This is a genomic window from Streptomyces sp. NPDC001927 (assembly GCF_053594455.1).
On sequence record NZ_JBSFEN010000004.1, the window covers coordinates 557230 to 571719 of the forward strand.

Annotated in this window: 10 protein-coding genes and 2 tRNA genes; 10 read left to right on the plus strand and 2 right to left on the minus strand. The window is 73.0% G+C overall.

Features of this window, described 5'->3' with window-relative positions:
• Nucleotides 1-26: 26 nt before the first annotated feature.
• A complete protein-coding gene (locus ACWCO8_RS13155; protein ID WP_451032290.1) occupies nt 27-3779 on the minus strand; it encodes a PAS domain-containing protein in 3753 nt (1250 codons plus the stop codon).
• 177 nt (nt 3780-3956) lie between these two features.
• Entirely contained in the window at nt 3957-4397 is a 441-nt protein-coding gene (locus ACWCO8_RS13160; protein WP_451032291.1) for an SSI family serine proteinase inhibitor, read from the minus strand.
• Nucleotides 4398-4610: 213 nt separating this feature from the next.
• Here ACWCO8_RS13160 and ACWCO8_RS13165 point away from each other — a divergent pair.
• From ACWCO8_RS13165 to ACWCO8_RS13210, 10 genes are all read left to right on the plus strand, one after another.
• Nucleotides 4611-4701, plus strand: a tRNA-Ser gene (locus ACWCO8_RS13165).
• 240 nt (nt 4702-4941) lie between these two features.
• Nucleotides 4942-5014: transfer RNA gene (locus ACWCO8_RS13170), tRNA-Arg, on the plus strand.
• 230 nt (nt 5015-5244) lie between these two features.
• Entirely contained in the window at nt 5245-6027 is a 783-nt protein-coding gene (locus ACWCO8_RS13175) for a BRO-N domain-containing protein (RefSeq protein ID WP_451032292.1), read from the plus strand.
• A gap of 270 nt (nt 6028-6297) precedes the next feature.
• Nucleotides 6298-7167, plus strand: coding sequence for a DUF2797 domain-containing protein (locus tag ACWCO8_RS13180; protein WP_451032408.1), 870 nt, complete (start codon nt 6298-6300; stop codon nt 7165-7167).
• Nucleotides 7168-7245: 78 nt separating this feature from the next.
• Nucleotides 7246-7578: an antibiotic biosynthesis monooxygenase family protein gene (locus ACWCO8_RS13185; protein ID WP_451032293.1), complete on the plus strand. Its 333-nt coding sequence runs from the start codon at nt 7246-7248 to the stop codon at nt 7576-7578.
• Nucleotides 7568-8476, plus strand: coding sequence for an amidohydrolase family protein (locus ACWCO8_RS13190; protein WP_451032294.1), 909 nt, complete (start codon nt 7568-7570; stop codon nt 8474-8476). The genes ACWCO8_RS13185 and ACWCO8_RS13190 overlap by 11 nt, the downstream gene beginning before the upstream one ends.
• Nucleotides 8477-8592: 116 nt before the next feature.
• Nucleotides 8593-9333, plus strand: a complete 741-nt coding sequence (locus ACWCO8_RS13195; protein ID WP_451032295.1) for a response regulator transcription factor — start codon at nt 8593-8595, stop codon at nt 9331-9333.
• A 29-nt stretch (nt 9334-9362) separates the two neighbouring features.
• Nucleotides 9363-10853, plus strand: coding sequence for a sensor histidine kinase (locus ACWCO8_RS13200; protein ID WP_451032296.1), 1491 nt, complete (start codon nt 9363-9365; stop codon nt 10851-10853).
• Between the two features lie 84 nt (nt 10854-10937).
• Nucleotides 10938-12293 (plus strand): glycosyltransferase, encoded by a 1356-nt coding sequence (locus tag ACWCO8_RS13205; protein WP_451032297.1) that lies wholly within the window; start codon nt 10938-10940, stop codon nt 12291-12293.
• The gene (locus tag ACWCO8_RS13210) at nt 12290-14446 is read left to right on the plus strand and encodes an ArnT family glycosyltransferase (protein WP_451032298.1); all 2157 of its coding nucleotides are present in this window, start codon (nt 12290-12292) and stop codon (nt 14444-14446) included. Before ACWCO8_RS13205 ends, ACWCO8_RS13210 begins: the two co-directional genes overlap by 4 nt.
• Nucleotides 14447-14490 lie beyond the last annotated feature (44 nt).

A 14490-nucleotide genomic window follows, 5' to 3' on the forward strand; every position in this document is an offset into this window, starting at 1 on the left:
GCTCCCCCTCTCTCCATGGGTGTCGCTCAGTTCGTGCCGATCTTCGCCAGCAGGTCGACGATGCGCGACTGGACCTCCGCGCTCGTGGCGCGTTCGGCCAGGAAGAGGACCGTCTCGCCCGACGACAGCGTCGGCAGCTCCTCCGCGTCGAGCCCGGCGGAGGTGTAGACGACGAGCGGGGTGCGGTTCAGCTGCCCGTTCGCGCGCAGCCAGTCGATGATCCCGGCCCGGCGGCGGCGCACCTGCATGAGGTCCATCACCACCAGGTTCGGCCGGATCTGGGTGGCCAGCGTGACCGCGTCGGCGTCCGCCGACGCCCGCGCCACCTGCATCCCGCGCCGCTCCAGGGTCGCGGCGAGCGCCTGCGCGATGTCCTCGTTCTCCTCGATGAGCAGCACGCGCGACGGGTGCTGCTCGCTGTCGCGGGGCGCCAGCGCCTTGAGGAGTACGGCGGGATCGGCGCCGTACGCCGCCTCCCGGGTCGCCTGCCCGAGCCCGGCCGCGAGCAGCACGGGCACCTCGGCGGCGACGGCGGCCTGGCGGAGCGACTGGAGGGCGGTACGGGTGATCGGCCCGGTCAGCGGGTCGACGAAGAGCGCGGCCGGGAAGGCGGCGATCTGGGCGTCGACCTCCTCGCGGGAGTGGACGATCACCGGACGGTAGCCCCGGTCGCTCAGCGCCTGCTGGGTCGAGACGTCCGGCGCGGGCCAGACGAGGAGCCGGCGCGGGTTGTCCAGGGGCTCGGGGGGCAGCTCGTCGTCGACGGGCCGGGGCGGCGGCTGGTTGGAGACCTCGACCGCGCCGCCGGGACCGTCGAGCGGCTCGGGGCCTTCGGCGGAGCCCTCGGCGGGCGCTCCTATCGCGTACGCGCGCCCTTCGGGGGCCGCGGGGGCCAGCTTGGTCTGCGGGTGCTGCTTTGCGGCGGGCTCGGGGACGGCGGTCTCGGTCCCGGCGACGGCCGCGGCCGTACGGTTGCCCTCGGGCGGGGTGGAGAGCTTGCGGCGCCGCCCGGACCCGTTGGTTCCGTTGCCGCCACTGGATCCGTTGGACCCGTTGGACGCGTTGGTTCCGTTGGTGCTGTTCGTCGCGCCTGCCTGCTGGGCGAAGGGCACGCCCTGCCCGAGCGTCCGCACGCTGAACGCACGCCCGCCCAGCGACCCGTCCTTCGGCGCGGCGGGCGCGGGCACGGCGGGAGCCGCGGGAGCCGAGGGTGCGGCAGGCGCCGGCATCTCCGGCGGCAGCGGTACGGATCCCGTACCCGTACCGCTGGTGGTCTCCTGCGGCCCGCTCGCGTTGCGGCGGCGGCCGGTCGGCTCGGGCAGCGGGTGGGGCTGCGGCGGCGTGTGGTCGGTGTCCGGCGCGGACCGTACGGCGTCGTGGCGCCCCTCGTCGTCCACGGACAGCGGCATCGGCATCGGCATGGGCATCGGCGCCGACGCGGGCATCGGCAGGGGCATCGCCATGGGTGTCGGCACAGGCGCCGGCATGGCCGCGGGCATCGGCGTTGCCGCCGCGGCCTCCGGGGCGCGGTCGGCCTCGGCCGGGGGCAGGGCGAACGGCGTACGCGGTCCGGCCTCGGCCGCCGCGTTCCGGTCCTGCGCCGCCAGCGCGCGGCGGGCCCGCCGCCCGGTGGGCTGCTGCGTCGTGTCCTCGCCGCCCGGCGCGGCGGGCAGGGCCCGGGCGAGGGCGGGGGCCTCGGCGGGGGCGCCCTGGGCGGGTACCGGTACCCCCTGCGGGGGCACGGCGTCGCCGAGCGCGGCCCGGCCCTGCGCGCCCTCGGCGGCGGTCACCACGGCGCCCTCGGCGGGCCGCCCGCGCCGACGCCCGGTCGGCTCGAGGGCGGCAGGAGAGCCGGAGGCACCGGGACCGGAGGCATCGGGAGCGGAGGCACCGGGGACGGAGGCACCGGGGACGGGGGCGACCGGCCCCGCGTTCTGGGCCGGGATCAGTTCGGCGGGTCCGGCGGGGGCCTCGTCCGTACGCCCACGGCGTCGCCCGGTCGGCTCGACGGCCGCACCGGTACCAGTACCGGCCCCCGAATCCGTACCCCCGCCCATCGGGCTCTCCAGGAAGGCGTCGGTGGACGCCCGTCGGGCGCGGCGCCGGCCGCCGCCGTTGGTGTCCGAGGCCTGCGCGGGCAGCGCGAGCGCGCCGCCCTCGGCGGCGGGGGTCGGGGCCGGCGGAGGCGTGACCGTGCCCCTACCGGCACCGATCGGCACCTCCAGGACGTACGCGCTGCCGCTCATCCCCGGGACCTCGTGCGTCTGCACGACACCGTCGTGCGCGCTCACGATGCCGCGCACGATGGGCTGGTGCACCGGGTCGCCCCCGGCGTACGGCCCGCGGACCTCGATGCGTACGACGTCACCGCGTTGCGCGGCGGCGACCACGATCGTCGAGTCGGTGTACCCGGCGCCCGGTACGACCCGGGCCTTGCCGGTCGAGTCGACCCCGGCGACGTCCGCGACCAGGTGCGCGAGCGCGGTCGCGAGGCGACCCGCGTCCACCTCGGCCTCGATCGGCGGGGCGTGCACGGCGAACTGTGCCCGGCCGGGCCCGATGAGCTCCACGGCCCCGTCGACGCCCGCCGTGACGACCCCGTCGAGCAGGACGACGGACTTGGCGAGGGACTCGGCTCCGGCGTTCAGCCGCTGGTAGCCGAGGACGTTGTCGACGAGGGTGGTCATCCGGGCGTAGCCGGCGGCCAGGTGGTGCAGGAGCTGGTTGGCCTCGGGCCACAGCTGCCCGGCGTCGTCGGCGGCGAGGGAGGAGAGCTCCGTACGCAGCTCCTCCAGCGGCCCGCGCAGCGACTCGCCGAGGACGGCCGTCAGCTGCTCGTGCCGGGCGGCGAGGGACTCGTACCGCTCCTTTTCGCCCTTCGCCCGCTCCACCTGGCTCCGCTTCAGCTCGGCGAGTTCGGCGGCGTGCTTCTCGGTGAGCGTGGTGAGCTCGGTCGTGTGCTCGTCGGTGAGCTGCTCGTACGGCCGGCGGTCGGTGAAGGTCATCACCGCGCCGACGAGCTGGTCCCCGTCCCGTACCGGGGCGGTGGTGAGGTCGACCGGTACCTGGGAGCCGTTCTTCGCCCACAGGACCTGGCCGCGGACCCGGTGCTTCCGCCCCGACTTGAGGGTGTCGGCGAGCGGGGAGCCCTCGTACGGGAACGGCTCGCCGTCCGCCCGCGAGTGCAGGATCAGCGGGTGCAGCTCCTTGCCGCCGAGGTCGCTGGCGCGGTAGCCGAGGATCTGCGCGGCGGCGGGGTTGACGAGGACGACCCGCCCGTCGGTGTCCGTACCGACGACGCCCTCGGCGGCCGCGCGCAGGATCATCTCGGTCTGGCGCTGGGAGCGGGCGAGTTCGGCCTCGGTGTCGAGCGTGCCGGTGAGGTCGCGGACGACGAGCATGAGCAGCTCGTCGCCGGTGTAGGAGGTGTACGAGTCGTAGGCCTCGCGGCCGTCCTCCAGGCTGGCGCTGGTCACCTCGACGGCGAACTCGCTGCCGTCGGTCCGGCGGGCGATCATCCGCGTGGGCTTCGTACGGCCGCGCTCGTCGGTGCCCTCGGGGCGCCGCATGGAGCCGGGGATCAGGCGCGAGTCGAACCCGGGGAGCAGATCGAGCAGCCCGCGCCCGACGAGCGCGGTGCCGGGGGTCTCGAACATGCCGAGGGCGATGGTGTTGGCGTTGACGACCGTGCCGTTGCAGTTGACGAGCACGAGGCCGTCGGGGAGGGCGTCAAGTATGGCTGCGAGGCGAGCAGCGCCTCGGGATGGCCTGCTGCTCACGACGACGCTTCCTCCCTGACCCACTGCACCTTGCCCACTGCGCCTTGCCCGGCTGGCCGACCCGCCCCATCTTGCCCGTCGGGCCGCAGCCTGTCACTGAGGGGAGTCTAAAGGCAGGCTCGGCGGTCGCGGGGTGCGGTCGCGTGCCGGAGGCAACATCCGAACGGCATCCTCACCTCATCCCCGCACGTGGGACAGGTGGGGCAGCACGGGCGTGAGGTTGTCCCAGCGGTCGATCTCGCAGCCGTTGGCGCGGGAGAAACGGGCATCGACGGTACGTCCCCGCCACTCGCCGGTGATGTGCGCGACGGCGGGCCCGCCGTGCTGGAGGGAGCACATCCGGTCCTTCGCGACGGGCGCGAACGGGTCGGTCCCCGCCTTGGCGTGCTCGGCGAGCCGCGAACAGGCGCCGGCGGCGGCGGGATGATCCCCACCGGCCTTGCCGTCCTTCTCTGCGCACTCGAGCTTGAAGGTCCCGTCGGCACTCCGATGCCCGCTCTTGGAGATGGTCACGGTGAGCGCGTCGGGCGAGGAGAGCAGCGGCAGGGGCAAGGGCCCGAGCGCGCCGACGCCGGCGGCGGAGGTGACGAGGGAGGCGAGGACGAGACGTCGCAGCATGGGAACTCCAGGGGGCAGAGGGTAGGCCGGGTCCCGGGGGCCGGGCCCCGCCCCTCTAACGCTCCGTACCGCCGTTCGTTGCGCAAGCGGGGTGCGCCGACGGGCTTTGCTCTCCGCCCCGGAGGACTAGTACGGTGAGAAGCGATTGGTGACAGCAGGCTCGCCTGTGTCATCATCTGCACGCACCACTCGCGCCCGCGCGACGGTGCGGATGGAGGCGTCGCCTAGTCCGGTCTATGGCGCCGCACTGCTAATGCGGTTTGGGCCTTAAAGCCCATCGAGGGTTCAAATCCCTCCGCCTCCGCACCACCCCCGAAGCCCCGGCCCACACGGCCGGGGCTTCGGCCGTTCCACCCCCGCTCCCCGCCCGAACCCACCCGCCGCGACCCGCCGACGCGCCACCGCCCGGGCCCGCCCCGGATGCCCCAGGATCACGTTTCCGCAGGTCAGAGGGGGTCTGGCTAATGGATTTCGCGCTACGCCGCAGGTCATGTAATGTTGTCCACGCAACGCCGACCGGCAAGAAAAAAGCCGAGAAGCACAAGCACTCGTAGCTTAACGGATAGAGCATCTGACTACGGATCAGAAGGTTGCAGGTTCGAATCCTGCCGAGTGCACAGCAGCTGAGAGGCCCGGACGAGAGTCCGGGCCTCTTGCGTTTCCTGGGTGTACAGCTTGCCGATCGCGGCGCGTACAGCTTCCTCGCTCGCCTTGGCATGGACCTCCATCGGCATGGCGATCCCTGGGTGCCTGAGGATCCGCTGTGCCACCTTCGGGTGAACGTCCCCCCATTCCATGACAGTTGAATATGCCATCGGCCTAGCGTCCCTGGTGGAGGTGGTGCTCGATGGACGACGACGAGCAGAGATACGGGGACGCGGACGCGATCGACATCGGCGACTTCGTGCTCGCCGCGACCGGTGCGCGGGTGCGGCGGCTGACGATGCCGGACGGGACGCACTGGTTTCCCGCCGCCGACGCCGCGGGGCAGCTGGGGTACGTCAACACCCGGCAGGCGGTGCTCGTCCATGTGGCGGCCGCCCGGCAGCGGATGCTCGGTGAGCTCGTGCGCGGGGTCTGTGGAGAGGAGGTCGCGCGTGTGCTCGCGGGGAGCGGGCTGCGCAAGTCGATGAAGATGCTCGACCTCCAAGGGCTCGTCCAGCTCGTCATCACCGGCACCAAGCCCGCCTGCGCGCCCTTCAAGGCCTGGGTCTCCGAGGTCGTCGCCGGCATCCAGCGCGACGGTTCGTACGGCCTCGAACCCTCGACCGCCCACTGGGGGTACGTCATGCCTCCCCAGCTCGTCGACATCGTCGTACGGGCCGAGACGGACGCCGGGTTCCTCAACGTTCCCGTTCAGCGCTCGCGCCACTCCGTCTCGCCGCAGGAGCTCCTCGACTCCTGGCAGGCCGACCACCGCGCGGTCACGGGTGACGTGCACGCCGTCGCCGCCTGCCTCGCCCCCGCCCTCGTGCGCGGCGGCGCCCGGTACCGCCTCGAGGACATCGCCCGGCGCACCGGGCTCGCCGTCGAGCGCGTACGCGACTGCGTCGGGCTCCTCGTCGAGCGCGGCTGCGTCCGGGAGAGCGCCGTCGCCGACGACGGGGCGCGGATCTATCTCCTGCCGTAGGCAGGATTTACGTTCCGCCGTGGGGGACGGGCAACCCCGTCCAGGACCGCCACCACCTGGGCCTCGTCCGCGTACACGATCCTTCGCCGACAGCCTGCCCTCCCGCGCCAGCCCGTTCGTCAGGGCGAAGACGCCCGGGAAGTGGCCCCGCCCGCTTCTCGTCGGGGACTGGAAACGGACGTAGAGGGCTTCGGGGAGACTGGACACCCTCGCGAGGGTAGGGCGTAGGACGTAGGACGGAGGCTGCGCGTGGTGTGGCGGTGTGCCGGGATGCGGTGGGCCGGTGGTGTGCCCGGTCTGCGGTGGGAAGGCGGGCGCGTGTCCCCGCTCGCGTACGGGCAGGTCCTCGCCTTCCGTGCCGTCGGGCCCCGGCTCTGCCCCGGCGCCCGCGCGAACCCCTGCCCCCTCGCCGCGACCGTCCCCGCCCGCGCCACCGGCGGCCAGTGCCCCGAGTGCGCCCGTCTCGACCGGGCCCACTCCGTCGCCGCCGACACCATCGCCGACGACCCCCGGCCGTACCGCGTGTACCTCGCCTGGTTCGGGCCCGGCATGACCAAGGTCGGGATCACCGCCGAGGAGCGCGGCGACGCCCGCCTCCTGGAGCAGGGCGCCGTCGCCTTCAGCTGGCTCGGGCGCGGGCCGCTCATGGCCGCCCGCCGGACCGAGGAACTGCTGCGGCACGCCCTCAAGGTGCCCGACCGGATCCCGTACGACCGTAAGCGCGCCGTACGGCACGACCTGCCCGGCCCCGACGCGCGCCGCCGCGAGATCGAGGAGCTGTACGGGCGGGCCACCGCGCTCGCCGGATGGGCCGAGACCCTGGAACGGCTGGAGTTCCGCGCGTACGACCACGGCGAGGTCTTCGGGCTCGCCGGCCTGCCGCCGCTCTCCGGCACCGTCACCGAACTCGTCGACGGCGGCGTCGTCGCCGGCCGCCTCCTCGCCGCTGCCGGTCCCGACCTCCACATCCTCGCCGAAGGCGACGGGCGCGACCATCGCGGCGGGCGCTGCCTCGCCCTCGACACCCGGCTCGTGCGCGGGTGGGCGCTGGTGAATCCGGGCGCCGAGACGGCCGCCTCCGTCACCGTGCCTGTGAGGAGCGTCGACCTCGACTTCCAAGAGACGCTCTTTCCGCCCTGACCGCCCGGAGTAAAGACTTGGATCCCTTCCGGCGGCCCTTATGGACACGCCCACCCCGCCCGGCGGAGGGTGATCCACATGACCCCGAACCTGGTGGCGGGCCTCGAACCGCCCTACTACACCGCTGTCTTCACCTCGATCCGTCCCGAAGCTCCCGAGGGATACGCCGAGACCGGCGCCCGTATGCAGGAGATCGTCAGCGCCCTTCCCGGCTTCCTCGGGTACGAGTCCGCCCGTACCCCCGGCGGCATCGCCATCTCCGTCGCGTACTTCCGCGACCTGGCCTCCCTCGACGCCTGGCGGGACAACGCCGAGCACCAGGCCGCGAAGCGGCGCGGGCGGGAGGAGTGGTACGAGAGCTACAGCCTTCACATCGGCAAGGTCGAGCGGAGTTACGGCTTTGAGCGCTGAGTCGGCGCGGGAGGGCGAGACGCCACGCGAGGGCGAGACGCCGCGGGAGTTCGCCTCGCGGCTCGGCATCCCCGGGTTCGTCGACGTCCACGCCCACTTCATGCCCCAGAACGTCCTCGACAAGGTCTGGGCCTACTTCGACGCCGTCGGCCCCCTGACCGGTGTCGAGTGGCCGATCACCTACCGCGAGGAGGAGGAGCGCCGGGTGGCGCTCCTCCGGGAGTTCGGGGTGCTCGCCTTCACCTCGATGCTCTATCCGCACAAGGCCGGCATGGCCGAGTGGCTCAACAGCTGGGCCGCCGACTTCGCCGCCCGTACGCCCGACTGCCTCCACACCGCCACCCTCTACGCCGAACCCGGCGCGACCGCGTACGTCGAGCGGGCGCTCGACTCCGGCGCCCGGGTGTTCAAGGTTCACCTTCAGGTGGGGGGATTCGATCCCAACGAGGCTTCGCTCGATGGTAGTTGGGGAGCGCTTGCCGATGCGCGCGTGCCCGTCGTCGTCCACTGCGGCTCCGGGCCCGTCCCCGGCAAGTTCACCGGGCCCGGGCCCATGGGGCAGCTCCTCGCCCGGCACCCCCGGCTGCGGGTGATCGTCGCGCACATGGGGATGCCGGAGTACGCCGACTTCCTCGACCTCGCCGAGCGGTACGACGGCGTCCATCTGGACACCACCATGGCCTTCACCGACTTCAGCGAACGCCTCGCGCCGTTCCCCGTCGCCGAGCTGTCCCGGCTGCGAGAACTGCGGGACCGCATCCTCCTCGGCACCGACTTTCCCAACATCCCCTACCCGTATGTCCACCAGCTCCACGCCCTCGAACGCCTCGGGCTCGGTGACGACTGGCTGCGGAGTGTTCTGTACGGGAATGGGGCCGCGCTCCTCTCCCTTGCCTGAGTGCCTGAGTGCCTGAGTGCCTGAGGTCTGAGGCCTGGGGTCTGAAGGCGCTACTTCTCAGGGAATTCACAGGGAACGGAAAGGGAGATCTCAGTACGCCCCTCCACCGTGGTCCCATGACACCCGCGACCAAGCCCCAGGGGCGTACCGACATGCTCCGGCCCGACGGTTCCGCCGTCCGCGTCCTCGTCGTGGACGACGAGGCCTCGCTCGCCGAGCTGCTCTCGATGGCCCTGCGCTACGAGGGCTGGCAGGTCGACAGCGCGGGCGACGGGGCCTCGGCGCTGCGGGTGGCCCGGGCGTTCCGGCCCGACGCCGTGGTCCTCGACGTCATGCTCCCCGACATGGACGGGCTCTCTCTCCTCGGCCGGCTTCGGCGCGACCTGCCCGAGGTGCCGGTGCTTTTCCTGACCGCCAAGGACGCCGTGGAGGACCGGATCGCCGGGCTCACGGCCGGTGGCGACGACTACGTCACCAAGCCGTTCAGCCTGGAGGAGGTCGTGGCGCGGCTGCGCGGTCTGATCCGGCGGTCCGGCGCCGCCCAGGCGCGCAGCGAGTCGGTGCTCGTCGTCGGGGACCTGACCCTGGACGAGGACAGCCACGAGGTCACGCGCGGGGGCGAATCGATCCACCTCACCGCGACCGAATTCGAGCTGCTCCGCTACCTGATGCGCAATCCGCGCCGGGTCCTCAGCAAGGCCCAGATCCTCGACCGGGTGTGGTCGTACGACTTCGGCGGCCAGGCCAACGTCGTCGAGCTGTACATCTCCTACCTCCGCCGGAAGCTCGACGCCGGGCGCGCCCCGATGATCCACACGCGGCGCGGTGCGGGCTATCTGATCAAGCCGGGGGAGTAGGAAGCCGGGGAGTGGGAGAGGTACGTCCGATGTTCCGGTCGCCCCGGTCGTGGTCGCTCCGTACGCGGCTCGTCGTCTCCGCCGTCACCCTCATCGCGATCGTCTCCGCCGTCATCGGGACGGTCACGACGATAGCTTTCCGGTCGTACCTGTACGACCAGGCCGACGACCAGCTGCGGAACGTCGCGAACCGCGCCCAGGGCCCGCCGCCCTCGATGCGCGTCTCCGGGGACCCGGACCGCGACCCGCTCGCCTTCGTCCTCGGTCCCGGCGCCCCGCTCGGCACGGTCGGCGCGGTGGTCGGAGAGGGCGGCACGCTGGGCGCGGCCGACCGTTCCGTCGAGATAGAGCAGGCCGGGTACGGGCCGAAGGCCACCGTCAACCCGCTCGACGACGCGCAGCGCGCAGCGCTCGCCGGCGCGTCCCGCGACGGGCGGCCGCACACCGTCGAGCTGCCGGGGCTCGGCGACTACCGCGTCTCGTACGTCTCCGGGCGCGACGCCGACGTCCTCGTCGGGCTGCCCCTCGACGAGCTCCAGGGATCCCTCTCCACCCTCATCCTCGTCGAGGTGAGCGTCACGGGCGCCGGTCTCCTCGCCGCCTCGCTCGCCGGGAGCGCCGTCGTCGGGATCGCGCTGCGCCCGCTCCGGAGGGTCGCCGCGACCGCCACCCAGGTCTCCGAACTGACCCTCCACAGCGGCGAACCCGCGCTCCACCACCGCGTCCCCGAGGCCGATCCGCGGACCGAGGTCGGGCAGGTCGGCGCCGCCATCAACCGGATGCTCGACCATGTCCACTCGGCGCTCCACGCGCGCCAGCAGAGCGAGACGCGGGTACGGCAGTTCGTCGCCGACGCCAGTCACGAGCTGCGCACCCCGCTGGCCTCGATCCGCGGCTACGCGGAGCTGACCCGGCGCGGCCGCGAGGAGTGCGGGCCCGACACCCGGCACGCGCTCGGGCGCATCGAGTCCGAGGCGACCCGGATGACCGGGCTCGTGGAGGACCTGCTCCTCCTCGCCCGGCTCGACGCCGGACGCCCGCTCTCGTACGAGAGCACTGATCTCGCGCCCCTGGTCGTGGACGCCCTCTCCGACGCCCGCGCGGCCGGCCAGGACCACAAGTGGCGGCTCGAACTGCCCGACGGTGGGGAGGGGGGTGCCGTGACCGTGCGCGGCGACGGCGCCCGGCTCCACCAGGTGCTGCTCAACCTCCTCGGCAACGCCCGTACCCACACCCCACCCGGCACGACCGTCACCGCCCGCGTGCGCGCCGAGGGCGGCTCCGCGCTCGTCGAGGTCGAGGACGACGGGCCCGGCATCCCGGCCGAGCTGCTGCCCTCCGTCTTCGAACGGTTCGCCCGCGGCGACGCCGCCCGGACCCGCCGTAGCGAGGGCATGAGCAGCACCGGGCTCGGCCTCGCCATCGTGCGTGCGGTGGCGGTCGCGCACGGCGGTGACGTCGAGGTCAGCAGCCGGCCGGGGCGGACCGTCTTCGTCGTACGGCTGCCACGGGCAACGTAGTTCGGGCGGGTCCAGTCTCGACTCACAGCCTGCCCACAGGCTCATCACACAGCCGTGACAGCCGCCCTGGCGAGGGTCTGTGTCATGCGAACCCAAACGATCGCGGGACCCGACTCCGGTATCGGCGCCCTCCCCGCCCGGGAGCATCTCCCCGCCCGGGAGCATCTCCCCGCCCGGGAGCATCTCCCCGCCCGGGAGCACTTCCCCGTCGGAGCGGCCGGCGGCACGACCGGCGGGCGGCCCGTCCTCGACGTGGTCATCCCCGTCTACAACGAGGAGAAGGACCTGGAGCCGTGCGTCCTGCGGCTCCACGACCACCTCACGCGCACCTTCCCGTACGGCTTCCGCGTCACGATCGCCGACAACGCCTCCACCGACCGGACCCCCGAGGTGGCGGTGGCGCTCGCCGAGAAGCTGCCGGAGGTGCGGTCCGTACGGCTCGAGCAGAAGGGGCGCGGCCGGGCGCTGCGTACGGTCTGGTCGCAGTCGGACGCGCCCGTCCTCGCGTACATGGACGTGGACCTGTCCACCGACCTCAACGCGCTCCTCCCGCTCGTCGCGCCGCTCATCTCCGGCCACTCCGATCTCGCGATCGGCTCCCGGCTCGCCCGCTCCTCGCGGGTCGTGCGCGGGCCGAAGCGGGAGTTCATCTCGCGCGCCTACAACCTGATCCTGCGCGGCTCGCTCGCCGCCCGGTTCTCCGACGCGCAGTGCGGGTTCAAGGCGATAAGGGGCGAGGTCGCCGAGCGGCTGCTGCCGATGGTCGAGGACACCGGCTGGTTCTTCGACACCGAGATGCTGGTCCTCGCCGAACGCGCCGGGCTCCGCATCCACGAGGTGCCCGTCGACTGGGTCGACGACCCCGACTCCACCGTCCACATCGTCAAGACCGCGACGGACGACCTGAAGGGCGTCTGGCGGGTCGGCCGGGCCCTCGCGACCGGTTCCCTGCCGCTCGACCGGCTCGCCCGCCCCTTCGGCGACGACCCGCGCGACCGCCAACTGACGGGCGTACCGGGCGGACTGGCCCGGCAGCTCGTCGGCTTCTGTGTCGTCGGCGCGCTGTCCACCCTCTTCTACCTCGCCCTGTACTCGGCCTTCCGGCTCGGGGTCGGCTCCCAACTCGCCAACGCCGCCGCTCTGCTGGTGTCCGCCGTCGCCAATACGGCGGCCAACCGCCGCCTCACCTTCGGCGTACGGGGCCGGGACCGGGCCGTACGCCACCAGGCGCAGGGGCTCGTCGTCTTCGGCATCGGCCTCGCCCTGACGAGCGGCTCGCTCGCCGCGCTCGGCGCGGCCACCGGTGACCCGGCGCACTCCACCGAACTCGCCGTCCTGATCGTCGCCAACCTCGCCGCGACCGTCCTGCGCTTCCTCCTCTTCCGGCTCTGGGTCTTCCCGGACGCCTCCCTCTCCTCCTCATCAAGGAACACCCGATGACGACGACCACGACCTCGGTCGCGCACAGCGCGGGGGCGCACGCCGCCCCGCCCCGCAGCCGCCCCGCCCGCCTCTGGCGCGGCCGGATCGAGGACGCGCCCTGGGTGCGCCCCGCGTTCCTGGCCCTCCTCGCCGTCACCACCGCGCTCTACGTCTGGAACCTGAGCGCCTCCGGTTACGCCAACTCCTTCTACTCCGCCGCCGTCCAGGCCGGCAGCGAGAGCTGGAAGGCCTTCTTCTTCGGCTCGCTCGACGCGGCCAACGCCATCACCGTCGACAAGCCGCCGGCCGCGCTCTGGCCGATGGCCCTGTCCGTACGCCTCTTCGGGCTCGGCTCCTGGCAGATCCTGCTGCCGGAGGTGCTGATGGGGGTGGCGACGGTCGCCGTCCTGTACGCGGCGGTACGGCGCCGGTTCGGCGCGGGCGCCGGGCTGATCGCGGGCGCGGTCCTCGCGCTCACCCCGGTCGCGGCGCTGATGTTCCGCTTCAACAACCCGGACGCGCTGCTGGCACTGCTGATGACCGTCGCCGTGTACTGCGTACTGCGCGCCCTTGAGGACGCGAAGAGTGGGGCGAAGTGGCTGGTGTGGGCGGGGGTCGCGTTCGGCTTCGCGTTCCTCGCCAAGACGCTCCAGGCGTTCCTGATCCTGCCGCCGCTCGCGGTCGTGTACGCGGTGTGCGCACCGGCCGGGTTCGGCCGCCGGATGGGCCAACTGGCGCTCGGCGGGCTCGCGATGATCGTGTCGGCCGGCTGGTGGGTGGCGCTCGTCGAGCTCTGGCCGACCGGCTCGCGCCCGTACATCGGTGGCTCACAGAACAACAGCTTCCTGGAGCTCACCTTCGGCTACAACGGGCTGGGCCGGATCAACGGCAACGAGACCGGCAGCGTGGGTGGTGGCGGTGGCGGCGGTGGTGGCCGCGGGGGCGGTGGCTGGGGTGAGACCGGCATCGGGCGGATGTTCAACGACGCCGTCGGCGGCCAGATCTCCTGGCTGCTGCCCGCCGCGCTGATCCTGCTCGTGGCGGGTCTGGTGATCACCTGGCGCTCGTCCCGTACGGACACGGCCCGGTCCGCGTTCCTGGTCTGGGGCGGTTCGCTGCTGCTCACGCTGGCCGTGTTCAGCTTTATGGCCGGCATCTTCCACGAGTACTACACGGTGGCCCTCGCCCCGTACGTCGCCGCTCTCGTCGGCATGGGCGCGAGCGTGCTGTGGGAGGAACGGGGCCGGTTCCTTGCCTCGGCGGCCCTCGCGGTGACGGTCGCGGCGACGGCGGTCTGGGCGTACGTCCTGCTCGGCCGGACGCCCGACTGGCTGCCGTGGCTGCGCTGGACGGTTCTGATCGCGGGTTCGCTCGCCGCGCTCGGCCTGCTGCTCGCCGGGCGGCTCGACCGGCGCATCGGGCTCGGGATCGCGGGCCTCGGCCTGGCGGCGGGGCTCGCGGGGCCGTTCGCGTACACCGTGGAGACGCTGAGCACCGGCCACCAGGGCTCGATCGTGACCGCCGGGCCCGCGGGCGGGCGGGGGATGGGCGGGCCGGGTGGCATGGGCGGTCGGCTGCCGGGTGGTGCTGACGGCGCCGGCGGCGAGGGCGGCATGCGGATGGACGGTGGCGGCGGACGAGGCATGGGGCAGGGGCAGATGCCCGGCGGGACCCCGCCGCAGGGGCAGATGCCCGGTGGTCAGGGCCAGGGTCAGGGTCAGATGCCCGGCGGCACACCGCCTCAAGGCGCCATGGAGCGCGGTGGATTCGGTGGTGGCGGAGGCGGCATGGGCGGTCTCCTCAACGGAGCCTCCGTCGGCGCGAAGGCCAAGGCCGCGCTCCTTGCCGATGCCGACGACTACACCTGGGTCGCGGCCGCGATCGGCGCGCAGAACGCCGCCAGCTACCAGCTCGCCACCGAGAAGCCGGTGATGGCCATCGGCGGCTTCAACGGCAGCGACCCGTCCCCGACCCTCGCCCAGTTCAAGCAGTACGTGGCCCAGGGCAAGATCCACTACTTCGTCGGCGGAGGCGAAGGCGGCGGTATGGGCGGTGGCATGGGCGGCGGTATGGGCGGAGGCGGTTCGGAGATCTCCAGCTGGGTCTCGTCCACCTTCAAGGAAGTCACCGTCGACGGCGCCACCCTCTACGACCTGACGGCCCCCAAGTAATCGCTATACAGCGTACGAGAGTCCCTTGTACGGTGTACGAGCTC